The organism is Mesorhizobium sp. P160187 (assembly GCF_057766425.1).
In genome coordinates this window covers 1,232,846-1,255,803 of the sequence record NZ_JBYMDX010000005.1, presented here as the reverse complement: position 1 = coordinate 1,255,803, position 22,958 = coordinate 1,232,846, and the positions used below count along the sequence as shown (strand labels likewise).

Here is a 22,958-nt window from a genome sequence, read left to right as displayed (position 1 = left end):
GGTGCCGGTCATTTGGCCGGCGCGACATTCGCCCGCAATGCCGCCAGCACCTCGGCGAACTCCGCCAGCCTGTCGTCCGGCAATCCCGCGCGCAGCCGCTTGTCGAAGATGAGAGCCGCCGCCCGCAGCTTCAGGAACATCGTTTCGCCCGCCTGCGTCAGCTCGACCAGATGAACCCGGCGGTTGTCCGGATCGCGGCGGCGCGTCAGCAAGCCTTGCGCCTCCATGGCGTTGAGATGGTGGGTGAGCGTGGCGCCCTGGATGCCGATCATGCCGGCAAGTTCGCGCTGGTTGGCAAGCTCGCTCGACTTGACCGAAAGCAAGGTCAGCCACACCGGCAGCGTGCCGCCGGCCTCGACCAAAGCGGCGTCAAAGGCCTGCGCCACCAGCTTGGAGGTGCGCGCGAGATTCATGCCGATTGGCGGACGGTCAAAGGGAGTCATGCGCCGACAGTAGAACAAGGCGCCGAGCGATGGAACGCGGCATTATACATTGACATCGAACCATTTGATACCTAACTATCATGCGTGTCGATCTACCGAGTTCGTATCATCCTGCATTCGACAGGGATCCGAGGACGGGCGGCGGGCAAGGAGGAAGCGGTCATGCAATATGTCTACATCGTCATTATCGGCCTTCACGTCATGGCCGGTGTGTTCTGGGCCGGCACCACCATCACGCTTGCCCGCGACCCCGAGATCAGGGCGGAGCGCTTTATCGGACCGCAAATGGGCTCGGCCGGCATGGTGTTCGTGACCGGCGCCCTGCTCTGGTATTTCTTCCACGGCGCCTATTTCGGCTCGATGGAAATGGTGCTGGCGCTAGGCATCCTGGCCGCCTTCGCCGCTGCCGGCGTTCTCAGCGTCGTCGTCCGCAAGACCAGCCGGCAGCTTGCCGGCGCGGACGTCGCAACGGAAGCGGCGCTGCGCACCAAAATGGCCCGCGGCGAGCGCATCGCCGCCTGGCTGCTGGTGCTCACCGTGCTTTGCATGGCGACCGCCAGGATGATTTGAGCCCTGCCGCACGTCGCCTCCCGGTTGAAGACCATTCCGCATCGTGCGTCGCCTGGCTCTCGGCTGGTGGCGTACGCGGCGCGCAGTTCGGACGGATGTGCAAGGTGGCTCTCCGCACAGAGGTTTGGCTGCGCGCCACCCATCACTTTGATCGATCGAGTTGCGCCCGCCGGAAGGGTGAGATCGAGCTTTGGAACAAGCCGTAGGCCGGCTTGTAGGCTCAAACCCGCAAGCCGAACCTGATGCCGTCATAGATGGCGGCATGGATGTTGCGCGAGGCGACTGCATCGCCGATGCGCAACAGCACGAAGCCGCCTTCGGGATTGCGTGAAGGAAAAATATCGCCGCCGCCGACCAGCCGCTCATAGTCGACCGCGCCACCATTCTTCGACAGCGGTTTCAGCTGGAGATAGAGATCGTCGAGCGGCGCCGTGCCGTGCTCGACCACCACCTGGTCGACCCGCCTCTCGCCGCGCCAGCCGTCGGCAAAGTCGGAGGCGAGTTCGGCGACCAGCTGGTTGCCCTCGCGCCGTACCGAGCGCAGCCTGGTGTTGATGGTGATGGTGACGCCCTTCTCCTGGAAGGCGCGCATATAGGGCACGTGGTTCATGCCGCCCATTTCGGGGGCGAAGAAGCGCTCCGGCGAAACCAGCTCCAGCTTCGAACCGGCATTGGCGATCAGCTCCGCCGCGCCCATGCCCTGATGGCCGCCATTGTCGTCGAAGAGCAGCACGTTCTCCGCCGGCTTGACGCTGCCGGCCATGATGTCCCAGCTCGACGTGACGAGATTGTCGCCTGATGTCAGCGGCGGGTTCTGCGGCAGGCCGCCGGTGGCGATCACCACCACATCGGGCGACAGCGCCAGCACATCGTCCTGCTCGGCCCATGTATCGTAGCGGATCCCGACGCCGAGCCGGTCGAGTTCGGCCAGCCGCCAGTCGATGATGCCGATCAGTTCCTTGCGGCGCGGGTTCTGCGTCGCGAGCCGGACCTGGCCGCCGGCCTGACCGGAGGCTTCAAGCACCGTGACATGATGGCCACGTTCGGCCATGACGCGAGCTGCCTCGAGCCCGCCAGCGCCAGCGCCAACGACGACGACGTTCCGCCTGGGCCCTTCGGTCTTCAGGATGATATGCGGAATCTCGGCCTCGCGGCCGGTCGCGGCATTGTGGACGCACAGCGCCTCGCCGCCTTCATAGATACGATCGAGGCAATAGGTGGCGCCGACGCAAGGCCGGATCTCGTGCTCGCGACCTTCCATGACCTTCTTGATGATGTGCGGGTCGGCGATATGGGCGCGGGTCATGCCGACCATGTCGAGCTTGCCGGTCGCGATGGCGTGGCGCGCCGTGGCGACATCGGAAATCCGCGCCGCATGGAAGGTCGGGAACTTCGTTGCCGCCCTCACCTCGCCGGCGAAATCGAGATGCGGCGAAGAGCGCATGCCGGTCACCGGGATAACCTTGGTGAGCGCCGCGTCGCTTTCGATCGAGCCGCGGATGATGTTCAGGAAATCGACCTTGCCAGAATTGGCTAGCCGTCTCGCGATCTCGACGCCCTCGGCCTTCGACAGGCCTTTGTCAAAGTCCTCATCGGCGACCATGCGGATGCCGACGATGAACTTTTCACCGACGGCAGCCCGCACGGCATCCAGCACCATGTCGGTGAAGCGCAGCCGGTTGTCGAGCGAACCGCCGAACTCGTCGTCGCGATGGTTTGTGGCCGGCGACCAGAAGCCGTCCATCAGATGGCCGTAGGATTCGAACTCGATGCCGTCGAGGCCGGCCGCCTGGCAGCGCTGCGCAGCGGACGCATAGTCGGCCACGATGCGCTCGATGTCCCAGTCCTCGATAGTTTTCGGAAACGCGCGGTGCGCCGGCTCACGCACCGGCGAGGCCGACAGCACCGGCAGCCAGTCGGCCTTGTTCCAGCCGGTGCGGCGACCAAGATGGGTGATCTGGATCATCACCTTGCAGTCATGCTCGTGGCAGGCGTCCGCCAGTTCGGCCAGCCACGGCACGATGCGGTCGTCATAGACATGCAGATTGCCAAAGGCGGCCGGGCTGTCGCGCGAGACGATCGCCGAGCCCGCCGTCATGGTCAGCGCCATGCCGCCCTTGGCCTTTTCGGCATGGTAGAGCCGGTAGCGCTGTTTCGGCATGCCGTCCTCTGAATAGGCCGGCTCGTGGCTGGTCGACATCACCCTGTTCTTCAGCGTCAGGTGTTTGAGCTGGTAAGGCTGGAGAAGCGGGTCGTTGCTGGTCATCATCTTCCTGCCATTCCAGTTTGTGTCGGAGCAGCGCGCGCTGCTCCAGTTCTTGTCTTAAGCATCGAATTTATCCGAAAATCGCTGCACACTTTTCGATCCGATGCTAATGAGCGCGGAAAATCCCCAGGAAAACCGCGATGATCGATACCAAAACCCTCACCCAGCTCGGCGCCCACGTCGAGACGCCACAGAGCCCGGAAACCGCGTTCCTGGAGACCGTGCCGTTCCAGCGCGGCGACGGACCGCCGGCGATCGTGCGCTTCACCTGCCCGGAATTCACCTCGCTCTGCCCGGTAACCGGACAGCCGGATTTCGCTCATATCGTCATCGATTACGCACCCGATGCCACGCTCGTGGAATCGAAGTCGCTCAAACTGTTCATGACCTCGTTTCGCAACCATGGCGCTTTCCATGAAGACTGCACGGTGATGATCGGCCGCCGCATTGTGGCGGCAACGAAGCCGCTGTGGTTGCGCATAGGCGGCTATTGGTATCCGCGCGGCGGCATTCCGATCGACGTCTTCTGGCAGACCGGCGCTCCGCCCGAAGGCGCCTGGTTGCCCGACACCGGCGTTGCCCCCTATCGCGGAAGGGGCTGAAGCTATTTTGCGGAACTTTAGCGGGACAGCGCCCCCCTCTGTCCTGCCGGACATCTCCCCCACACGGGGGGAGATTGGCCGCTACGCCGGCTTTAGCTAATCTCAAATGATGCGGAGCGGGCGAGACGTTGGAACTGCTGATCTCCCCACCCGTGGGGGAGATGTCCGGCAGGACAGAGAGGGGCGCGAAGGATCGCAGGCGCTGATCCTCAATCAACATTATTCGCACTGGTACTGGCTGAGCGCCCATTCACCGGTCACCGAAAGCAGATCGGATATCTTCCAGTCGCCGTCGACCTTCCTGAACTTCCATTCAAGGCGATGTGGATTGCCGGCGACGACGAAGGCGACAATGACCTTGGCCTGGTCGCCATTGATCGCTTCGAGCGTCTTCAGGCTCTTATCGATCTCGGTCTTGTCATAGTCGGCATTGTCGAGCGCCATGTTGGGGTCGAGACATTCTCCCTGCCCGGATGTGCGCAACGCGTCGCTCTTGTCGAGAACGGTTTTTGCCGGGTCGATGAAGTGGCTGCGCTGCGCCGGATCGATCTCCAGTCCCACCTGATCGTAAAATGGCCGCACCACCGCCGTCGGGGATCCCGGCAGAATGGGTGCGGCCGGTGGGGCGTCGGCCGGCGGCCACCCAACCGGCGGTGTCGCCGGTTCCACCGCTGTCCCGGGTGGATTTGCGGGCGGTGCTGCGCCGGCCGGTGCCGTCACGGCCGGCGCATTGGCTGGCGGCGGGCCCAACAGGCCTTGTGCTGCGGCTGCGCTCATACCCACCGACAGCACGCACATGGGCGACAGCGCCAAGGCAAGACGGCGGAGCACGGGATCACTCCGGCGCTTTGTCGGGCATGCATTCCAGCGCGCTCAGCGTCCAGCTGCTGGTCTTGGAGGTAATGTCGGCGACCTTCCATTTGCCGTCGATTTTCTTCAGCGACCACAGCATTTCGCGTTTGGAATCATCGCCTTCCGCAAAAAGGCTGAAGGTGGCGGTGACTTCGGCCGTATCGCCATTGACGGTCTCGGCCAGCTTCAATGTCTTGGCAATCGACTTCTGGTCGAAATCCTGGGCGTCAAGGCCGGGATCGAAGTCGAGGCAGGCGACTTCGTCGGGCTTGTTCTTCGTTGCCTGGTCGTTGAGATCGAACAGCTTGGTCACCGGCTCGGTGAAGCGGTCGCGGTACTTTGCGTCTCCCTCGAATTTCACTTCAGGCACATAAAAGAACTTGACGGCGTTGGAAGCCGGCCCGGCCAGCACTGTCGCTGGCAAGGCAATCGAAAAGACAGCGGCAAGCACTATCGGTTTCATGCAGGATCTCCGGACGTTTGGCGGCAAGGTGCAATACCAGACATCCTGCATATCGGTTTTTTTGCGGCTCATGAAGCCCCGGCTGCACCGTCTCAGCCATCAAGCCAGACGTTCTGCAGGTCCATCTCGAAGGTCTGGTGGACGCCGTAGTTCTTCACCTTCTTGTTCATGTGGCTGTAGAGCTTCTGCCAGAAGGGTTGAATGATGACGCCGGAATCCTGCAGGATCTGCTCGACATCCTTCATCACCTCACGCCGCTTCTCCACATCGATCAGCGACAGCGCCTGCTTCAGCTTGGCGTCGAAGTCCGGGTTGGAATAGGCCAATTCATTCCAGGCCTCGCCGGTGCGATAACCAAGCGCCAGGACCTGGACGCCAAGCGGGCGCATGTACCAGATGGTCATCGAATAGGGATATTTCGTCCAGTCGTTCCAGAAGGTCGAGCCCGGCAGCACCGTGCGCTTGACCTTGATGCCGGCGTCGCGCAGTTGGCCGGCAATCGCGTCGCCGGTGTTCTTCTGCCAATCGTCCTCGACGGTGATCAGCTCGTGCTCGAAATCGGCCTGCCCAGCGTCGGCCATCAGTTTCTTGGCGCCGGCCGCGTCGCGCGTCTTCTTGGGCAGCGCGAAATATTCAGGATGGATAGGGCTGACATGGTGGTTTTCACCGACCGTCCCTCGCCCGGCATAGCCGAGTTCCAGCACCGCATTGTTGTCGACCGCCATCTGCAGCGCGTTGCGCACCCGCTGGTCGTCATAGGGCTTGTGGGTAACGTTCGTGCGGGCAACCAGCGTGGTTGCCGTCGCAACCTCGGACTTCTCCAGCCCCATCTTATCCAGGATGTCGATGAAGTCGGCCGGCGTCTCGAAATTGAGGTCTATCTCGCCGGATTCGAAGGCGTTGATCGAAGCGTTGAAGTCGGTGCCGTAGTCGATGAACTCGACGCTGTCGAGCGGCGCTTCACCACCCCACCACTTGCCGTTTTCACGACGCTTGACCACCGCCTTCTGGCCGACATCGTAGGAGACCAGTTCGAACGGGCCCGTGCCGATCGGCTTCTTGACCGGGTCGGCGCCTTCGGCGTCGAAATTGCGGTGGACGACGAGCGCGGGATAATCGGTGAGGTTCGGGATCAGCGAAATGTCGGGCGCGCTGAGCGTCAGCTTGACCGTATTGTCGTCGACCTTGGCGATCGCGCCTTCCCTGGCCTTGCCCGACTTTTCGTCGATCAGCCCGCCGACGCGAGCGGCCATGGAGTTGCCGGCGACCTTCTTCTCGCACCAGCGGGTAACATTGAAGACCACGTCATCGGCGTTGAAAGCATCGCCATTGTTCCAGGTGATGCCCTTGCGCACATGCAACGTGTATTCCGTGGCGTCGTCATTGATGTCCCAGCTTTCGAGCAGCACTGGCTCGAAGGTGAATTCCCTGGTGTAGCGGACCAGCGGCTCCAGCCAGCAGCGCGAGATGTTGGCGAGTTCCACCCAGTCATAGGTGCGCGGATCTTTTTGGGCCTTGACCGACATCGATATGTGCAGCGTGCCGCCCTTCTTCGGCTCCTCGGCAAAAGCCTGTCCCGGCGCGGCAAGGCCGATCATGCCGTAGGCCAGCGCCGTCGATGCGCCGAACGCACTTGCCAATGCAAGAAACTCGCGCCGGTCCATACGGCCAGCACGCGTCTCTTGCGCCATCGCCTCGATGGCCGTTGGCACGCGATCGCCATTGCTTTTGAAAAGTGTCATGTCTTTCTCCCTTGCGGTTCCCATCGGGTCTTCGCCCGTTATCAACTCATTCGTCGTTCTCTTAGCTAACGCTGTCGGGCAGCTTCTCTTCGCGCTGCGCGATAAAGTCCCTGAGGCCCTCGGCAACGCCCTCATCGAGTTTCGGCTCTTCATAGTCGGCCAGCATGTTGCGGGCTTTCTCGCGGCCGCGCGTGTCGTGGTCCTTCGCCCCTCCAGCCTTCCATTGTTCGTAGGAGTTGAAATCCATGATGGTGGGCATGAAGAATGCCGACTCGTAATGATCGAGCGTGTGCTGGGTGCCGAGGAAATGGCCCTGCGGCCCGACCTCGCGGATCGCCGCCATGGCCTCCTTGAAGTCGTCGAACGGCAGGCCGCCGGCATATTTGTACCAGCCGACAAGCTGCTCGCAGTCGGTGGCGAATTTCGAATAGCCGCAGGTCAGCCCGGCCTCCAACCAGCCGGCGGAGTGCCAAATATAATTGGCGCCGGCGAGGATGGCGGCATGCATCAGCATGTTGGATTCATAGCCGGCCTGGGCGTCGTTGAGCTTGGAGCCGACATGGAAGCCGGAGGTTCGCCAGGGCAGTTTGTATTTCCGCGCCAGCGCGCCCATCAGATACATCATCTGGGCGGCTTCCGGTGTGCCGCCCATCGGCGCGCCGGTCTTCATGTCGACCGTCACCATGAACTGGCCGTAGATTTGCGGCGAACCCGGGCGCAGCAGTTGGGTGAAAGCGACGCCGGCCAATGCTTCGGCATTGACCTGCGCCACCGCGCCGACGGCCGAGGCCGAAGTCGATGCGCCGCACAGCGCAAAGGGCGCCAGGATCAGCGGCTGATTGCTGCGCGCATAGACCTTCATCGCGTCCAGCATGGTGGCGTCCCACACCAGCGGCGAGTTGCAGTTGGTGATCGACACCAGCACCGGATTGTCGCGAACGAAATCTTCGCCAAAGACGATGCCCGCCATCGCCATCGTGTCTTCGGCGCGATCTTTGGAAGTAACGATGCCCATGAACGGCTTGTCGGAGTGCTTCAGCGCCGAATGGATGATGTGCAGATGCCGTTTCGGCACCGCGATCTCCATCGACTCGCAGATGATCGAACTCGACGAATGCAGCGCCGGGGCCATGTAGGCGAGCTTGTGGAAATTGTTGAGGTCTTCAAGCGTGCCATAACGCCGGTTGTTGTCGAGGTCGCGCACGTAAGGCGCGCCATACATCGGCGCGAAGATGGAGTTCTTGCCGCCGACGCTCACGGTGCGCTCGGGATTACGCGCATTGAGGGTGAATTCGGACGGAACTTTCGCGACCAGTTCCATCAACAGGCCGCGGTCGATGCGGACGCGTGTCTCGGACACGTCGGCGCCCGCCGCCTTCCACATGGCGATCGCCTCGTCGTCGCGGAACTCGCAACCGACCTCTTCGAGGATGGCGAGTGACTCCTGGTGGATCAGTTCCACCGCCTCGTCCGGGACCATCTGGTAGGTGGGGATCTCGCGGACCAGCGTCGGGAACGAGGTGACGGGGGCGCTCCTCAGCGCCTTGCGTCCGAGGCGACCGCCGCCGCGGCGGTGGGTTTGCTCGGTCAGTTCAGTGGCCGGTGCGTTCATGGAGCCTCCTCATTCCGTCCAACCAAGTTAGCGAGAGGAAATATGGATGTGATGCTGGAAAATCCTGATCTCTTGTATAAGCTCAGCTTATGCGGAGCCTGCGCCACCTCCTGCCCTCGGCCGGCAGCCTGATCGTCTTCGAGGCGGCGGGCCGGCTGTCGAGCTTCACCGCTGCCGGGCGCGAGCTCGGCATGACGCAGGCCGCCGTCTCTTATGCGGTGCGCGGGTTGGAGGAACAGCTTAGCGCGCAGCTGTTCCAGCGCCGCCACCGCCAGGTCGTCCTGACAGAAGCGGGCGAACGCTTCCATGCCGACGTCTCGCTCGGCCTGTCGCATATCCGCAAATCGGCCGAGGATCTGCGCCTGCAGGCGAGCGGCGGCCATGTCACGCTGGCGGCGTCGACCGCCTTCGGCTCGTTCTGGATGATGCCGCGCCTGCAGCAGTTCCGCGACGAACTGCCGGGCATCGACTTGCGCATCCAGACCGCCGACCGCGATCTCGACATCATCGCCGAGGGCATCCCGCTCGCCGTTCGCGGCGGCGAACCGCGCGACTGGGCCGATTATCATTCGCTGCCGCTGGCCGACGAGGAGATTTTTCCGGTGGTTGGCGCCAGCTATCTCGCGAAATTCGGCATGCCAAGGAGCGTCGCGGAGCTGGCGACGCATCGCCTGATCCACCTCGAGGAGCCCTACCGCGAGGCGGCTAGCTGGGACGAATGGTTCCAGTCTGCGGGCGGCAGGCTCGACAACACCGCGCGCGGCCTGCGCATCAACGATTACGGCCTCGTGATCCAGGGCGTCATGGAGGGCCAGGGCATCGCGCTCGGCTGGCGGCATCTGGCCGAACGGCTCCTGGCGTCGGGGCTGCTGGTGCCGGTGACCGACCATGTGCTGAGAACCGGCAAGGCGTTCTATGTGGTTTGGCCGAAGAACCGGGAGTTGAGCGAGAATGCGCGGAAAGTCAGGGACTGGCTGGCGGCGCAGGCTTGAAATCGGTTGCAGCGTAGTCACTATCGCGGAGTTCCTTCACACCCCCCTCTGTCCTGCCGGACATCTCCCCCGCAAGGGGGGAGATTGGCAGTTCATATGTCGCGTCACCCTTCAAGCATTGGAGATTGGCGAAAGCCGTCGTGACATCTGATCTCCCTCCTTGCGGGGGAGATGGCCGGCAGGCCAGAGGGGGGTGCTGTCCCGCTGGCGTCTCCAATGTCCGGCATTCATTGAAGCCTTCCGCACACCCTTCGAATCCGCCTATAATACCCCCATGCCCATTCGCCAGCTTTCCGAAACGATGATCAACCAGATCGCCGCCGGCGAAGTCATCGAGCGTCCGGCGAGCGTGGTGAAGGAACTGGTCGAAAACGCGCTCGACGCCGGCGCCTCCCGCGTCGAGGTCGTCACTGCCGGCGGCGGGCTGAACCTGATCCGCGTCACCGATGACGGCTCCGGTATCCCCGAACAGGAACTGGCGCTGGCCATTGCGCGCCACTGCACCTCGAAACTTGCCGACAACATTCATGATATCCGCTCGCTCGGCTTCCGTGGCGAGGCGCTGCCGTCGATCGGTTCGGTGGCGCGGCTGTCGATCCGTTCGCGCACGACCGCAGGCGTCGCTGCCGCCGAGATCGCCATCGAAGGCGGCCGCGTTTCGGCGGTCAAACCGGCGGCGGCCAATCGCGGCACAACGGTCGAGGTGCGCGACCTGTTCTTTGCCACGCCGGCGCGGCTCAAATTCATGAAGGGCGAGCGGGCCGAAAGCTCGGCCACCAGCGACGTGGTCAAGCGCATCGCCATCGCCTTCCCCGCCGTGCGCTTCACGCTGGCCGGCTCGGACCGCTCGACGCTGGAATTGCCGGCGACCGATGACAGTACCGAGGGCAGCCTGCGCCGCGTCGCCCAGGTGATGGGCGCCGAGTTTCCCGACAATTCCATCGCTATCGACGCCAGCCGGGACGGCGTGCACCTGACCGGCCACGTCTCGATCCCGTCCTTCACCCGCGCCAACGCGCTGCAGCAATATGCCTATGTCAACGGCCGTCCGGTGCGCGACAAGCTGATTGCCGGCGCCATTCGCGGCGCTTTCGCCGATGTGCTGCCGCGCGACCGGCACGCGGTGACCGTGCTGTTCCTGACGCTCGATCCGGCGACCGTCGACGTCAACGTCCACCCGGCCAAGGCCGATGTGCGCTTTCGCGACCCCGGCCTGGTGCGCGGGCTGATCGTCGGCGCCATCCGCGAGGCTCTGGCCAATGCCGGAATACGCGCCGCCACCAGCGGTGCCGCCGGAATGATGGCGGCGTTCCGGCCGGGAGCCGCCTCATACGCCCATGCGGGTCCTGCCAACGGTCATCGCAGTTATGACGCGGCCTACCGGGCCTCGGGCTTTTCGGGCTTTGACCGCTCGCCACAGCGGCCGCTGGATATGGGATTTGACGGCGCCGGCTTCCGCGAAAACGACCAGGCTGCATTCGACGCCGGTCCGCTCGCCAGCGCCGATACGCGTGCCGGCTCAGCCGAGCCGGCCGAGACGCTGCTCGGCACCGCGCTGGGCGCCGCCCGCGCGCAGGTCCACGAGAACTACATCGTCGCCCAGACGAGGGATTCGCTTGTCATCGTCGACCAGCACGCGGCGCATGAGCGGCTGGTCTACGAGGCGTTGAAGAATGCCCTGCACTCGCGCGCGGTGCCCTCGCAGATGCTGCTCTTGCCGGAGATCGTCGACCTGCCGGAGGAGGACGCCGAGCGGCTGGCCGTGCATTCCGAAACGCTGGCCCGGTTCGGCCTCGGCATTGAGCGTTTCGGTCCCGGCGCGGTGGCGGTGCGCGAGACGCCGTCCATGCTCGGCGAAACCAATGTCCAGCAATTGGTGCGCGACCTTGCCGATGAGATCGCCGACAACGATACCGTCGAGACGCTGAAAGAGCGGCTGGACAAGATCGCCGCCACCATGGCCTGCCATGGCTCGGTGCGCTCCGGCCGGCTGCTCAAGGCCGAGGAGATGAACGCACTGCTGCGACAGATGGAGGCGACTCCCGGCTCCGGCACCTGCAACCACGGCCGCCCGACCTATATCGAACTCAAGCTCGCCGACATAGAGCGGCTGTTTGGGCGGCGGTGAGCACAAGCCAGGTCAGGCCACACGCTCAATTCACCAACAGGCGATAATCCTTGAACCTATGAGAGAAAACGTAATCCCTTGAGTAACCGGCGCTACCGCCGCGAAAATTCACGGAGATTATCTCGAAGCTTCTCCCAACCTGTTTTGAACATTCATGTAGATGGGAGTCATCAGCATGCCGGCATCGCAATCGTCGTCATCGAAAGCGATTGCCTGAACGACCTTCTTTTTCTTCTTATCGATGACCCGCAGCTTATTCATGCAGACGAGAAAGCCCGCTTTCTCGTAGACCCCGGCAAATCTGTGGGTTGCTGTCTGCGCCCAGAAGGGAATCTCGACGGTGCCGTCAACCTTCGCCTCACCGGTATCGTCGAGGTTTGCGACCTTCTTCAGCGTGATCGGGAACTTGTCCGAGCCCTTGCTCCAAGTCCCTGTTGCGCCGCTTTCGCCAAGGTCGAGAGAAAACGGACATCCGGTGGTGCCAACGGGCGTTTTCGATCCCATGACCAGCACCCGGTCGAACTCCCTGTCGTCCGCAATCTCGCAAAGGAAGACGCTGGTGCCACTGATCTTGCCGTACACCGCTATCGGGCTTTGCTTCGCGTCGTGGAAATAGCTCCCCTCGACGGTAATCCCGCTGCCGAAACTGTCATATCTCTGCAGCGATAGGTGGACGGGGTTAGGTCCGATGGAGCCTTCGTAGTTTTCGACCTGATACCAGCCCGCGGCGGCTTTCCCGGTCAGCAGCAAAACGCAAAAAAATTGCCGATATGAACAGTCTTCCCATTCCGTCCCCCAGTGAAGGCAGCGTACCATAGCTGTCCTTCCTCTGGGTGTCTGCATTCTGATGGAAGCGGTTCTCGGTTTGAGTCCGAAAACAGCTCAAATCATTTGTTTTAACGCTTTAAATTCACCACGATCACGCCGCCCAGCGCCAGGGCGCCGCCGAGGATACCAAGTAGCGTCGGCACTTCGCCCAGCCAGAAGAAGCCGATCAGGGCCGACATGGGCGAGACCAGATAGAGGAAGTTCGACGCGCGCGCTGCCGGGAGGCGCGACAGTGCGGTTGCCCATGCGGCATAGGCGATCAGGCTGGGCACGATGCCAAGAAAGATCACGGCGCCGATACCGGCCGTGTTGGCGGCCGCGGCCTGCGCAAAGCCGCTTGGCAGAAAGGGTGCCAGGCAAAGCGCGCCAAGGATCATGTTGGAGGCCGAAATGGTCAGCGGGTGATGGCGGGCAAAGAGCGGCTTCTGGACGATCGTGTTGATGGCCGAGCACAGCGCGGAGCCAAGAACCAGCAGCGCGCCGGTGTCGAAACTCAAGCCATTGCCGTCGGCCACGGCGATGATGCCGATGCCGGCGAAAGAAATCGCCGTGCCAAACCAGGCCCAGCTTGAGAAGCGCTCGCCCAGCAATGCCATTGCCATGATGGCGGTGAAGATCGGGCTGACATTGATGATGAAACCGGCGGCACCCGCCGACACGGTCAGTTCGCCGAAATTGAGCATGACAGTGTAGAGCGCGACGAAGATGGCGCCGCCAAAGACCAGGCGCCACACTTCGTCGAGCCTCGGCAGCGCCGGGCGCTTGACGGCAAGAAAGATCGCCGCCGGCACCGCGGCAATGGCAAAGCGCAGCGCACCGAGTTCCAGCGGCCCGAAAGCGGCGAGGCCGGCACGGATCGCCGGAAAGGCCGAGGCCCAGCCGACCACCGTCAACGCCACGGCGATGGCCGCCGTGGTGTCCATCCGCTGTGTCGGATTCGACGTGCTGGTCGTTGCGCTCATCTGCCTGTCCTCGGGTTCCCAGAGTGTTGAAAGGCAGAAAGCGCCTTTTCGGCGCGGTTGACAAACGATCAAATCGAGGATCACCTGTGACTGTGGATCACAGCTCAGACACAATGGTGCCGCTCGAGACCCTGCGCGCCTTCGATGCGGCGGCGCGAACGGGGAGCTTTTCGGCCGCGGCCGAGAAGCTCAACATCACCCACGGCGCCGTCAGCCGGCAGATCGCCAAGCTGGAAGACTGGCTGGGCCTGAAAGTGTTCGACCGCGGCGCGCGCGGCGTCTCGCTGACCATCGAGGGCAACCGCCTGCATCTGCGCACGGCGGAAGCCTTTGCGCTGATCTCCAGCCATTCCGACCGCTGGGTCGAGCCGCGCGGAACCGCCGTGGTGCGGCTGACCTCGATACCCTCCGTCAGCGGGCTGTGGCTGATGCCACGCATGGCGGCGCTGGAGAACAATCCCACCAAGCTGCGCATCGTCCTCGACGTCGACATCCGCCAGGCCGACCTTGCCGATGAAGGCATCGACCTGTCGGTCCGCTGCGGCCGCGGCGGCATTCCGGGCCGCATCTCGGTGAAGCTGTTCGAGGAACATGTCTTTCCCGTCGCCGCGCCCGGCCTTGCCCACGAGATCGGTCGCGGCGACCCGGCCCGGCTGCTCAAATTTCCGCTGATCAACGATTCCGACGCTTCGGGGTGGCGTGCCTGGTTTGCCGCGCAAGGGATGGACTACCGCCCGCGCCCGCAGGATCGCCGCTTCGAGGACTACAATCTGGTGCTCGACGCCGCAGCTTACGGGCTCGGCATCGCGCTGGCGCGGCCACCGCTGACCGGACACCAGTTGGAGGCAGGCCGCATCGTCGCCGTTGACGAGCGCACGGCGCTGAACCCGGTGTCGTACTGGCTCGACCGGCCGCTGGGGCGGCCACGCACGGCTGCCGCCGAACTTTCACGCCGTATCGCTGTCGAGGCGGGGCTGGCGATGGACAAGATGGAAGCATTCCTCGAAGCCGAGCGATAGCGGCGATCGTTCGGTGCTCAGCGAAGCACCAGCAGGGCTAGCCCGACAATGGCGACGGCCAGAAACCCGGTTGCCAGCGCCATCAGACCGACACGCGTCTGCCGTCGGCCTTGCGGCTGGGCCGCATCATTCGGCCCAGACGTCGCCTGCTCCCGCTTCATTGGCATATCGGTGGTGGCAGCGCGGCGCTGCGGCGAAACCACGGGTGCGAGAAGCGCAAACCAGGGCAGTCCTGCGGGCTTTGCGGCAGCGCCATCTTCGGCCTTGGCCGACGGCAGCGGCAGACCGCGCTGTGCATCGTCGTTGGCTGGCGTCGCCTTGCCTATCGCAGCCGCTATTGGCCCGGAAACGTCGGGCGCCTCGACGCCAGGTTCAGCAAGGGCCAGATAGGCTTGCAGGACCTCGGCAGAACCCGTCTGCTGCCCCTTTGCGGTGGCTGCGGACAACAGCGCCTGCAGCGCCGGCGCCGCTGCCGGCTGCAAAGGCGCGCCGGATGGCGTCGGCGGCTGCACCAGCGCCTTTATAAGTGCTGCTTTCGCCGGATCGGCCTTCGCCGACGGCACCGCTGCCAATATCATGGCCTCGCGCAGCAGCGCAGTCAGGCGGGCGGATGAAATGTCCATGCCGGGCCCATAAGAATGGTTTGGAGCCGACAATAGCGCCTCAGCATTGCGTCAAGCTTGACCTTGCCGGCAATTTATGGCGATGAAATCAGCATGAACTCTGGCACCACCCCATGATGAACCGCTTCGAAGGCCCTGGCGGCAAGGAAGCCCGGATCCGCTATCTCGACGGCGACTTCCAGGTCATCAGCCCCGGCGCATTCGTGCGCTGCGCTGTGACCGGTGAGAGCATTCCGCTGGACGAGCTCAAATATTGGAGCGTCGCCAGGCAGGAGCCCTATGTCAGCGCCGCCGCCTCGCTGCGCCGCGAGATCGAAACGCATCCGGACCTGCGCAGCCGGGGCTAGATCGGCACACCGGAAAGCAAGGCTCACCGTCGATCTGATTTTCCTGGAACGCCTGCAGGACTATGGCTTTGAGGATGCCGGCGCGTTTTCGACCGAAAAGTCGAATTTATGAACAAGCCGATCTCCGACAAGCACTTTGATGGAATACGGCCCGATCGGATCACCCTCGGCCATGCACCACCCATGCGAGATCCATCCGTCCTGCGGTTTGTAGAACATGGTGGTCTCGGAGACCCTTCGATCGCCCGATAGCTTGCTCAAGCTGTATTCGTTTCCGTCGATACCACCCCACTGCCTGGGCTCCGCGGGAAGCGCGAACACCTCGGTGACCGATACCAGTCTGTCGCCTTGCGCCAGACGTACGCGCCATTCAAAGCAGGCGCTATCGGGGATAAGCGGTACAATGTTTGAGGGCCGAACGTGGGTAGCACCGTCCGCTTCGGTGACCGAGACCAGAAATTCGCTGTCGGTCGCGGTGGGTGCCTGCGCCGAAGATGGGTTCGCCATCGCCACAAGAACAAAGCCCACAAAGAGTGCCCGCAACCTAACCATTCCACCCCCCGCGCTGAAGCCGGTCTGACTTATAATTGTGATAAGCGGCGAGAAATATCCTGTGTCAACGCGGGAGCGCCCTACCCTCGCAGCCGGCGCTGTCTCCAGGCATCCAGCGTCTCATCGATGATCCGCTCCGGCACATTGTCGAGCTCGAACGTGGCGTCTATCTCCAGCACGTCGAGTTGACCAAGGAATTCAGCCGAGGCTGCGCCATGGCGCAGCCGGGCTGCGTCCTTGGCGGTGGTCACGAGGCCCAGTCCCTCACGGCGCGCGGTTGCCGCCAGTTCGGCGAGTTCGTCGGGGGCATAAAAATGATGGTCCGGAAACGACCGGCTCAGCGCCACTTCCGCGCCCGTGCCGCGCAGCGTCTCGAAGAATTTTTCGGGATGGCCGATGCCGGCAAAGGCGAGGAACCGCCGGCCGGCGAACCGCTCCTTGCCGCCCGGTTCAGCATGCGCCTCGAAGATCGGCCGGCCGGCGCGCGCCGCCTGGCGCACGACCTGGTCGGCGGCGGTGCCCTCGCCCATCTTCAACAGCCCATCGGTGAACACCAGTTGGTCGACGACGTTGGCGCGCAGCGGCCCACCCGGAATGACGCGGCCATTGCCGATGCCGTAGCGGGCGTCGACGACGACCAGCGCATAATCAATATGGATGCGCGCGCTCTGAAAACCGTCATCCATGATCAGGAAATCGCAGCCATGGGCTTCCATGAGCAGCTTGGCGCCGGCGGCGCGGTTCGGGCTTACCGCAACCGGCGCATGCTCGGCCAGAAGCAGCGGCTCGTCGCCGACATGCTTGGCGGCGTCGTGACTGGCATCGACGACATGCGGCTGCGCAAACGAGCCGCCATGGCCGCGCGACAGGAATCCGGGATTGAGCTGCATGCGCCTGGCCTGCTTGGCCAGCGCGATGGCGACCGGCGTCTTGCCGCTGCCGCCGACGGTGAAGTTGCCGACGCAAAGCACTGGCGCGTCGATCTTTTCACGTACCGCCCGATGCATGCGGCGGCCGGCGACGATGCCATAGACGGCTGATAGCGGCGACAGCGCAAAGACCCGCCAGTCCGGCGCTTCCCACCAGAAAGGTGGTGCTTCCGACGCCACCTATCGCCCGTCGGCGCCCTTCAGGCGCGACTTGACGATCAATGGCTGGATATAAGGCTCGAGCGACTTCAGCGTGTGCGCCAGCGCACCGCGCATCTGGTCGACTGTGGCGGCACCGGCCGCCATCATCTCGTGGCGCGCAACTTCATTGCTCAGCAGGAAATTGACGGCGCCGGCCAGCATGTCGCGGTCGCGCACCAGCTTGGCGCCGCCGCTGTCGAGCAGGCGCTGATAGGCCTCGCGAAAATTCTGGACGTTGCGGCCGGCCAGCACAGCGGTGTCGAGCATGGCCGGCTCCAGCGGATTCTGGCCGCCTTCCGAGGTCAGCGAGCGGCCGACAAAGGCGATTTCCGTCAGCCGGAGATAAAGCCCCATCTCGCCGATCGTATCGCCGAGCAGGATATCGCTGTCGGCGGTGATCCGGTCGCCCTTGCTGCGCCGCGCCAGCTTCAGGCCCATGCCGGAAATCTGTGCGGCCAGCGCTTCGGCGCGGTCGGGATGGCGCGGGACGATGATCGTCAGCAGGCCATGGTGGCGCTTGTAGAGCGTGGCGTGGACTTCCGCCGCGACCACCTCCTCGCCGTCATGGGTCGAAATTGCCGCCCAGGTCGGGCGGCCGGCGATCTGGCGCTTCAGCGTCGCCAGCGCCCGTTCGTCGACGGGCGGCGGCAAGGTGTCGACCTTGAGGTTGCCGGACACGGTGACCGGCCGGGCGCCAAGCGCGCGAAACCGTTCGCCGTCGACATCCGACTGGGCAACGACATGTGCAAGGTTCTCGAACAGCGCCTCGGCGATGTTGGCGCGCTTCTTCCAGGATTTGAACGAACGGTCGGAGAGCCGGCCGTTGACCAGCACCTGCGGCACGTGGCGGGCGCCGAGCTCGAGGATCGTCATCGGCCATATCTCGGATTCGGCGATGATAGCCAGGTCCGGCCGCCAGTGATCGAGAAAGCGGCTGACGGCCGGCTTGAGGTCGAGCGGAACATATTGGTGGATGATGCGGTCGCCCAGCCGTTCGTCGGCAACCTGCGCCGAGGTCACTGTTCCCGTCGTCAGCACGATGTTGACACCGTAGTCGAGGATGCTTTGCACCAGCGGCACGACCGCAAGGGTCTCGCCGACGCTTGCCGCATGGATCCAGATCACCGGCCCTTCGGGGCGCGGCCGCCCGGCAACGCCGTAGCGCTCACGGCTGCGGCTGCGGTCTTCCTTGCCCTGCGATGTGCGCCAGGCGACATAGGGACCCATCAGCGGATAGGCGGCTGCACCGGCAAGGCGGTAGGCCGCCAGGAAGGCGCGCGCCCAGCCGACGCTCATGGCCTGCCGTCCACGAGCCGATAGGCCTCGGCGGTTGCGGCATTGAGCGCGGCCGTGACTTCCTGGCGCTTGCGCTCCATCTCGGCCTCGTCGGCATTGGCCGGCACGAAAACCGGCGTTCCGATGACGATCGAGGAGCGGCCGAACGGCAGGTTGATGGTGGTCTTGTCCCAGCTCCTTTCCAGCACCTTGCGGCGGCTGGTGGCGATGGCGGCAGGCATGATCGGCCGGCCGGAAAGGCGTGCCAGCAGAACGATACCAAGCCCCGCGTCGCGCGGCGTGCCGTGGGGAATGTCGGCGATCATGGCGACGTTCTTGCCGGCGACGAGTGACTTTTTCAGGGCGATGAGCGCCTTGGCGCCGCCCTTGTCGAGATGCTTCGTGCTTTCACGCCCGCCGGAGCCGCGCACCGCCTCGATGCCGAATTTTTCGATCATCAGCGCGTTGAGTTCGGCGTCGGCGCTGCGCGAGACCATGGCGACCAGCGGCCGTCCCTTGGGATAATAGGCTGGGGTCAGCAGATGCTGGCCATGCCAGAGCGCGATGATGCCGGGTTCGAATTCGGCGTAGTCGCCGCCTGAAAATTTAGCCGAGCCTTCGACCACGCGGTTGGTCAGGCGCACCAGGCGGACGAACTGGGCGAGCAGGCTGACGATCATGCTCTTGACGATTCGCGACTGCGCCAACGGCTCGCGGATCTTGCGCCAGAATGTCTTCGAACTGCCGCCGCGTCTTCTTCGGACCGCGGCGCCGGTGGGCTGCCCTTTCACCGCTTCATGCTCCATCGCTGTCAACCGGCGGCCTTGCTTTCAGGGTCGAGCAGCCGGTGCAGATGGACGACGAAATAGCGCATATGGGCATTGTCCACGCTGGCTTGCGCCTTGGCCTTCCACGCGGTGTGCGCGGTTTGATAGTCCGGATAAACGCCAACGATGTCGAGCGCGTCGAGATCGCGGAACTCGGTGCCTCCCAGCTTCTTCAGCTCGCCGCCGAACACCAGGTGCAAAAGCTGTTTCTTTCCGTCTTCCGCGGCCATTTCGGTCCTTCACATATTGTGAGTTTGCGACAGGTCTAGCCCAAAGCTGCCGACTTTGGAACCTTCGATCACGCTTCCGTATCGGCAATGACGCCGGCAAGCACGGTCAGCAACTGCCCGCTGCCGGCGACCAGCGCGCCGTGACGGATGATCTCCCCGGCATAAAGCGGCGCGCGGCCATGGCCGTCGAGCACGGCGCCGCCAGCCTCGCGCAAGATGAGATCGGCGGCGGCGATATCCCAGTCATGCGCGTTGGGCTTGACCAAGGTTGCGTCGAGCGTGCCGTTGGCGACCATCGCCAGCCGGTAGGCGAGCGAGGGGATGTGCGCCGCCCGCCGCACCCGGCCCTGCCATTGCGGCGGCATCAGGTCGATCAACTGCTTCAGCCCGCCGATCTCGACCGTCTTACCCAGGCCGCGCACGGCAATCGGCTTGCCGTTGCAGAAAGCTCCATGGCCAGGCAACGCCCAATAGGTTTCGCCCTTGGCCGGACATTCGAGCACACCGGTGAGCGTGCGGCCGTTCTCGACCACCGCGACGCTGACGCACCACGAGCGCAGACCTTCGAGGAAGCCGCGGGTGCCGTCTATGGGGTCGACGACAAAGGTGCGCCGCGCCAGAAGCCGCGCCGGATCGTCAGTCGTTTCCTCTGATAGCCAGCCATAGTCCGGCCGCGCCGCAAGCAGGGTCTCGCGCAGATAGGCGTCCGCCGCGTGGTCGGCTTCGCTGACCGGCGAGGTGCCGCCCTTCATCCACACTTGCGGGTTCTTGCCGAAATAGCGCATGGCGATCGCGCCCGCCTCGCGGGCGGCGTCGCGCAGCAGATCGAGGTTGTCCGAGGCCCCGGCCGATATGACCGGGTCACGCTCCGGCAAGGGTCATTCCTTCGATCAGCAGCGTCGGTGCGGCGGTGCCGAAATCGCGGTCAAGATCGCTCGCCGGCACCATGTTGAGGAACATCGTCTTCAAATTGGAGGCGATGGTCACCTCGGCCACCGGATAGGCAAGCTCACCATTGTCGATCCAGAAGCCGGATGCGCCACGGCTGTATTCGCCCGTCACCATGTCGACGCCCTGGCCGAACACTTCGGCGACATAAAAGCCGGATTTCAGCGACCTGATCAGGTCTTCCGGCGTCCTGTCGCCCGGCTCGATGGCGAGATTGGTCGAAGACGGCGATACCGACGAGCCGCTGCGCGCGCCGCGTCCGTTGGTGGTCAGCCCCAATTCCCGCGCGGCGGACGTCGACAGGAACCAGTGCTTCAGCACGCCGTTCTCGACCATCAACAGCTTTTCGCCCTCGACGCCTTCGCCGTCGAACGGGCGCGAGGCCTGGCCGCGACGCCGTAGCGGCTCGTCGGTGACGGTGATGGCAGCCGACGCAACCTGCTTGCCCATCATCTCGCGCAAGAAACTGGTCTTGCGCGCCACCGAAGCGCCGTTGATGGCGCCGGCGAGATGGCCGGCAATGCCGCGCGCGACGCGCGGATCGAACACAACGTTGACCGGACCGGTCGCCGCCTTGCGGGCGCCGAGGCGGCGCACGGCGCGCTCGCCGGCCTTGCGGCCGATCAGCTCCGGCGCGTCGAGATCGGAAAAATGCTGGTTCGAGGAGTATTCGTAGTCGCGCTCCATGCCGGTGCCTTCGCCCGCAATAACGCTGGCCGAACGCGAAAAGCGCGATGCGACATAGTGGCCGACGAAGCCGTTCGACGTGGCCAGCACCAGCCCGCCAAGACCGGCGCTGGCGCCGCTGCCGGCCGAATTGGTGACGCCCTTGACTGCAAGGGCCGCTTCCTCGGCGGCAAGGGCCGCTTCCTTCAACTGATCGGCCGAAACCTCGGTGGCGTCGAACAGATCGAGGTCGCGCACCTTGCCGACCAGCAAAGCCGGATCGGCGAGACCCTGATAAGGGTCCTCGGGCGAGACTTTGGCCATGGCCACGGCGCGCTCAGCCAGCGCCTTGGGGTCCGATGCCGCCGTCGCCGAGACGCTCGCCACCCGGTTGCCGACGAAGACGCGCAGCGAGACATCGTCGCCCTCGGACGCTTCGGTGTTCTCGACCTTTCCCAGCCGCACCGACACGCCGATCGAGCGGCCGCGCACGGCAACCGCGTCGGCGGCGTCGGCGCCGGCCCGCTTGGCAGCCTCGACCAGTGCCGCGACGCGGTCGGTCAATTTCGCTGCCTCTGATGTATCGGTCATGCGCGTGGTCCTGGCTGAAGCCGCGCCGGGCGGTAGCGGCTGCTGCACCATCTATTGTCCCAATGCGGCTTGTGCAATGGCGCACGGGCAATTGTCCCGCTGCGGCATAGCGCCCAAGCGGCCCGCAAAGCCCATCCGCGGCGGCGCCACAGACGCGCGGCTTGACCGGTTTGTGAGTTTAACCGAGGCCGATTTCCGTCAAGGAGTGGCGACCGGCGTCCAGATCACGTCATCGATCCTCGTCGCGCCCGTTGCCAGCATCACCAGCCGGTCGAAGCCAAGCGCCGAGCCGCTGGCTTGCGGCATGATGGCGAGGGCGGCGAGAAAATCCTCATCCAGCGGATAGCGCTCGCCATAGACGCGCTCCTTCTCGTCCATCTCGGCGGCAAAGCGCCGGCGCTGCTCGGCCGGATCGGTCAGTTCGCCAAAAGCATTGGCGAGCTCGACGCCGCAGCAATAGAGCTCGAAGCGCTCGGCCACGCGTTGGTCCTCCGCACTCGGCCGGGCCAAGGCGGCCTCGGAGATCGGATAGCCATAGAGGATTGTGGCCCGTCCCTGCCCCAGCATCGGTTCGACCTTCTCGACCATCACGCGGCTGAACAAATCGGCCCAGTTGTCATCGTCGGCCGTGCGCAGGCCGGCCTTGACCAGAGCATCATGAAGTGCGGCGCGGTCTGTGCCGCCATCGGCAGAAACGGTGGCAAGAAGATCGATGCCGGCGTAACGCGCAAAAGCTTCCGCCACGCTCACGCGTTCCGGCTCGGCAAACGGATCGGCCTCGCGGCCGCGAAAGCGGAAGGTTTTGGCGCCGGCCCGCTCGGCTGCCAGCTTCAGCAGTTCGGCGCAATCGGCCATCAGGCTGTCATAGGTTTCGCCGACCCGATACCATTCGAGCATGGTGAATTCGGGATGGTGCAAGGGGCCGCGCTCGCGGTTGCGCCAGACGGCGCCCAGGCTGAAGATGCGCCGCTCACCGGCGGCCAGCAGCTTCTTGCAGGCGAACTCCGGCGAGGTGTGGAGATAAAGCGGCCGGCGCGCGCCGTCGGCGCCGATCGCCTCGGTGGCGAAGGCTGAGAGATGCGCCTCGTTGCCGGGCGAAATCTGCAACGCCGCCGTCTCGACCTCGATGAAGTCGCGCTCGCCAAACCAGCCGCGCATTGCGGCAGCTATGGCGTTGCGGGCCATCAGCCGCGGCCGGCGGTCGGCGTGAACATCCGGCGTCCACCAGGGCGAAGCGCCAGTCATGGGTTTGCAGGGCAACGGAATTGCTGACAGGGCTGGCGGTTCGGG

The 22,958-nt window shown here is 64.3% G+C and carries 23 protein-coding genes; 6 read left to right on the top strand and 17 right to left on the bottom strand.

Annotated features, from left to right (window positions below; translation table 11 throughout):
- Window positions 1-8: 8 nt before the first annotated feature.
- Complete coding sequence (locus tag AC3CCE_RS30945; protein WP_023672921.1) at window positions 9-413, bottom strand: MarR family winged helix-turn-helix transcriptional regulator; 405 nt, start codon at window positions 411-413, stop codon at window positions 9-11.
- A gap of 192 nt (window positions 414-605) precedes the next feature.
- Between AC3CCE_RS30945 and AC3CCE_RS30940 the strand changes: the two genes are divergently transcribed.
- The gene (locus AC3CCE_RS30940; RefSeq protein ID WP_352510779.1) at window positions 606-1,013 is read left to right on the top strand and encodes a hypothetical protein; all 408 of its coding nucleotides are present in this window, start codon (window positions 606-608) and stop codon (window positions 1,011-1,013) included.
- Window positions 1,014-1,233: 220 nt separating this feature from the next.
- Here AC3CCE_RS30940 and AC3CCE_RS30935 read toward each other — a convergent pair whose 3' ends face one another.
- Window positions 1,234-3,279 carry an oxidoreductase gene (locus AC3CCE_RS30935; RefSeq protein ID WP_023835128.1) on the bottom strand — a complete coding sequence of 682 codons (2,046 nt, stop codon included), beginning with the start codon at window positions 3,277-3,279 and terminating at the stop codon, window positions 1,234-1,236.
- 140 nt (window positions 3,280-3,419) lie between these two features.
- Here AC3CCE_RS30935 and queF point away from each other — a divergent pair, with 140 nt between their 5' ends.
- Window positions 3,420-3,881: a preQ(1) synthase gene (gene queF, locus AC3CCE_RS30930; RefSeq protein ID WP_352510780.1), complete on the top strand. Its 462-nt coding sequence runs from the start codon at window positions 3,420-3,422 to the stop codon at window positions 3,879-3,881.
- Window positions 3,882-4,100: 219 nt separating this feature from the next.
- Here the strand turns inward: queF and AC3CCE_RS30925 are convergent, their stop codons facing one another.
- The 4 genes from AC3CCE_RS30925 to AC3CCE_RS30910 all read right to left on the bottom strand — a co-directional run bounded on the left by AC3CCE_RS30925 (window position 4,101) and on the right by AC3CCE_RS30910 (window position 8,550).
- Entirely contained in the window at window positions 4,101-4,712 is a 612-nt protein-coding gene (locus AC3CCE_RS30925) for a hypothetical protein (RefSeq protein WP_023682932.1), read from the bottom strand.
- A gap of 4 nt (window positions 4,713-4,716) precedes the next feature.
- Window positions 4,717-5,196 (bottom strand): DUF3828 domain-containing protein, encoded by a 480-nt coding sequence (locus AC3CCE_RS30920; protein WP_023694426.1) that lies wholly within the window; start codon window positions 5,194-5,196, stop codon window positions 4,717-4,719.
- 92 nt (window positions 5,197-5,288) lie between these two features.
- On the bottom strand, window positions 5,289-6,938 hold the full coding sequence (locus AC3CCE_RS30915) for an ABC transporter substrate-binding protein (RefSeq protein ID WP_488377240.1): 1,650 nt from the start codon (window positions 6,936-6,938) through the stop codon (window positions 5,289-5,291).
- 61 nt (window positions 6,939-6,999) lie between these two features.
- Window positions 7,000-8,550: a trimethylamine methyltransferase family protein gene (locus tag AC3CCE_RS30910; RefSeq protein WP_352626846.1), complete on the bottom strand. Its 1,551-nt coding sequence runs from the start codon at window positions 8,548-8,550 to the stop codon at window positions 7,000-7,002.
- Between the two features lie 89 nt (window positions 8,551-8,639).
- Here AC3CCE_RS30910 and AC3CCE_RS30905 point away from each other — a divergent pair, with 89 nt between their 5' ends.
- A complete protein-coding gene (locus tag AC3CCE_RS30905) occupies window positions 8,640-9,542 on the top strand; it encodes a LysR substrate-binding domain-containing protein (protein ID WP_023671586.1) in 903 nt (300 codons plus the stop codon).
- A gap of 274 nt (window positions 9,543-9,816) precedes the next feature.
- Window positions 9,817-11,670, top strand: coding sequence for a DNA mismatch repair endonuclease MutL (mutL, locus tag AC3CCE_RS30900; protein WP_352514943.1), 1,854 nt, complete (start codon window positions 9,817-9,819; stop codon window positions 11,668-11,670).
- Between the two features lie 117 nt (window positions 11,671-11,787).
- On the opposite strand, the gene AC3CCE_RS30895 is transcribed toward mutL, so the two are convergent.
- Complete coding sequence (locus AC3CCE_RS30895; RefSeq protein WP_352626844.1) at window positions 11,788-12,486, bottom strand: hypothetical protein; 699 nt, start codon at window positions 12,484-12,486, stop codon at window positions 11,788-11,790.
- Between the two features lie 80 nt (window positions 12,487-12,566).
- Complete coding sequence (locus AC3CCE_RS30890; protein ID WP_352514942.1) at window positions 12,567-13,460, bottom strand: DMT family transporter; 894 nt, start codon at window positions 13,458-13,460, stop codon at window positions 12,567-12,569.
- Window positions 13,461-13,573: 113 nt separating this feature from the next.
- On the opposite strand from AC3CCE_RS30890, the gene AC3CCE_RS30885 reads away from it, so the two are divergent.
- The gene (locus AC3CCE_RS30885; protein ID WP_352514946.1) at window positions 13,574-14,479 is read left to right on the top strand and encodes a LysR substrate-binding domain-containing protein; all 906 of its coding nucleotides are present in this window, start codon (window positions 13,574-13,576) and stop codon (window positions 14,477-14,479) included.
- Between the two features lie 17 nt (window positions 14,480-14,496).
- On the opposite strand, the gene AC3CCE_RS30880 is transcribed toward AC3CCE_RS30885, so the two are convergent.
- Complete coding sequence (locus tag AC3CCE_RS30880) at window positions 14,497-15,102, bottom strand: hypothetical protein (protein WP_352510784.1); 606 nt, start codon at window positions 15,100-15,102, stop codon at window positions 14,497-14,499.
- Between the two features lie 113 nt (window positions 15,103-15,215).
- Here AC3CCE_RS30880 and AC3CCE_RS30875 point away from each other — a divergent pair, with 113 nt between their 5' ends.
- Window positions 15,216-15,449: a DUF2093 domain-containing protein gene (locus tag AC3CCE_RS30875; protein ID WP_352626841.1), complete on the top strand. Its 234-nt coding sequence runs from the start codon at window positions 15,216-15,218 to the stop codon at window positions 15,447-15,449.
- A 60-nt stretch (window positions 15,450-15,509) separates the two neighbouring features.
- Here AC3CCE_RS30875 and AC3CCE_RS30870 read toward each other — a convergent pair whose 3' ends face one another.
- The 8 genes from AC3CCE_RS30870 to epmA form a co-directional block, all read right to left on the bottom strand.
- Complete coding sequence (locus AC3CCE_RS30870) at window positions 15,510-15,992, bottom strand: hypothetical protein (protein WP_155922435.1); 483 nt, start codon at window positions 15,990-15,992, stop codon at window positions 15,510-15,512.
- A gap of 89 nt (window positions 15,993-16,081) precedes the next feature.
- A complete protein-coding gene (gene lpxK, locus AC3CCE_RS30865; RefSeq protein ID WP_023742950.1) occupies window positions 16,082-17,110 on the bottom strand; it encodes a tetraacyldisaccharide 4'-kinase in 1,029 nt (342 codons plus the stop codon).
- Window positions 17,111-18,427 (bottom strand): lipid IV(A) 3-deoxy-D-manno-octulosonic acid transferase, encoded by a 1,317-nt coding sequence (gene waaA, locus AC3CCE_RS30860; protein WP_023689593.1) that lies wholly within the window; start codon window positions 18,425-18,427, stop codon window positions 17,111-17,113. It lies immediately after the preceding gene.
- The gene (locus tag AC3CCE_RS30855) at window positions 18,424-19,212 is read right to left on the bottom strand and encodes a lysophospholipid acyltransferase family protein (protein ID WP_023682942.1); all 789 of its coding nucleotides are present in this window, start codon (window positions 19,210-19,212) and stop codon (window positions 18,424-18,426) included. The genes waaA and AC3CCE_RS30855 overlap by 4 nt, the downstream gene beginning before the upstream one ends.
- A 5-nt stretch (window positions 19,213-19,217) precedes the next feature.
- Entirely contained in the window at window positions 19,218-19,463 is a 246-nt protein-coding gene (locus AC3CCE_RS30850; RefSeq protein WP_023682943.1) for a DUF4170 domain-containing protein, read from the bottom strand.
- A 68-nt stretch (window positions 19,464-19,531) separates the two neighbouring features.
- On the bottom strand, window positions 19,532-20,338 hold the full coding sequence (locus AC3CCE_RS30845; protein WP_488377239.1) for a 3'(2'),5'-bisphosphate nucleotidase CysQ: 807 nt from the start codon (window positions 20,336-20,338) through the stop codon (window positions 19,532-19,534).
- On the bottom strand, window positions 20,325-21,668 hold the full coding sequence (locus tag AC3CCE_RS30840) for a TldD/PmbA family protein (RefSeq protein ID WP_031247166.1): 1,344 nt from the start codon (window positions 21,666-21,668) through the stop codon (window positions 20,325-20,327). Before AC3CCE_RS30840 ends, AC3CCE_RS30845 begins: the two co-directional genes overlap by 14 nt.
- Window positions 21,669-21,866: 198 nt before the next feature.
- Window positions 21,867-22,913: an EF-P lysine aminoacylase EpmA gene (epmA, locus tag AC3CCE_RS30835; protein WP_023700603.1), complete on the bottom strand. Its 1,047-nt coding sequence runs from the start codon at window positions 22,911-22,913 to the stop codon at window positions 21,867-21,869.
- Window positions 22,914-22,958: the final 45 nt, after the last annotated feature.

Excerpts from the sequence above, each read along its gene's own strand:
- epmA (WP_023700603.1), bottom strand. The coding sequence starts at position 22,913 with ATGACTGGCGCTTCGCCCTGGTGGACGCCGGATGTTCACGCCGACCGC.
- AC3CCE_RS30915 (WP_488377240.1), bottom strand. The coding sequence starts at position 6,938 with ATGACACTTTTCAAAAGCAATGGCGATCGCGTGCCAACGGCCATCGAG.
- AC3CCE_RS30895 (WP_352626844.1), bottom strand. The coding sequence starts at position 12,486 with ATGGTACGCTGCCTTCACTGGGGGACGGAATGGGAAGACTGTTCATAT.
- AC3CCE_RS30885 (WP_352514946.1), top strand. The coding sequence starts at position 13,574 with ATGGTGCCGCTCGAGACCCTGCGCGCCTTCGATGCGGCGGCGCGAACG.
- AC3CCE_RS30940 (WP_352510779.1), top strand. The coding sequence starts at position 606 with ATGCAATATGTCTACATCGTCATTATCGGCCTTCACGTCATGGCCGGT.
- AC3CCE_RS30935 (WP_023835128.1), bottom strand. The coding sequence starts at position 3,279 with ATGACCAGCAACGACCCGCTTCTCCAGCCTTACCAGCTCAAACACCTG.
- AC3CCE_RS30880 (WP_352510784.1), bottom strand. The coding sequence starts at position 15,102 with ATGGACATTTCATCCGCCCGCCTGACTGCGCTGCTGCGCGAGGCCATG.
- AC3CCE_RS30920 (WP_023694426.1), bottom strand. The coding sequence starts at position 5,196 with ATGAAACCGATAGTGCTTGCCGCTGTCTTTTCGATTGCCTTGCCAGCG.
- AC3CCE_RS30840 (WP_031247166.1), bottom strand. The coding sequence starts at position 21,668 with ATGACCGATACATCAGAGGCAGCGAAATTGACCGACCGCGTCGCGGCA.
- AC3CCE_RS30910 (WP_352626846.1), bottom strand. The coding sequence starts at position 8,550 with ATGAACGCACCGGCCACTGAACTGACCGAGCAAACCCACCGCCGCGGC.
- queF (WP_352510780.1), top strand. The coding sequence starts at position 3,420 with ATGATCGATACCAAAACCCTCACCCAGCTCGGCGCCCACGTCGAGACG.
- mutL (WP_352514943.1), top strand. The coding sequence starts at position 9,817 with ATGCCCATTCGCCAGCTTTCCGAAACGATGATCAACCAGATCGCCGCC.
- AC3CCE_RS30855 (WP_023682942.1), bottom strand. The coding sequence starts at position 19,212 with ATGGAGCATGAAGCGGTGAAAGGGCAGCCCACCGGCGCCGCGGTCCGA.
- AC3CCE_RS30850 (WP_023682943.1), bottom strand. The coding sequence starts at position 19,463 with ATGGCCGCGGAAGACGGAAAGAAACAGCTTTTGCACCTGGTGTTCGGC.
- AC3CCE_RS30905 (WP_023671586.1), top strand. The coding sequence starts at position 8,640 with ATGCGGAGCCTGCGCCACCTCCTGCCCTCGGCCGGCAGCCTGATCGTC.
- waaA (WP_023689593.1), bottom strand. The coding sequence starts at position 18,427 with ATGAGCGTCGGCTGGGCGCGCGCCTTCCTGGCGGCCTACCGCCTTGCC.
- AC3CCE_RS30875 (WP_352626841.1), top strand. The coding sequence starts at position 15,216 with ATGATGAACCGCTTCGAAGGCCCTGGCGGCAAGGAAGCCCGGATCCGC.
- AC3CCE_RS30945 (WP_023672921.1), bottom strand. The coding sequence starts at position 413 with ATGAATCTCGCGCGCACCTCCAAGCTGGTGGCGCAGGCCTTTGACGCC.
- AC3CCE_RS30890 (WP_352514942.1), bottom strand. The coding sequence starts at position 13,460 with ATGAGCGCAACGACCAGCACGTCGAATCCGACACAGCGGATGGACACC.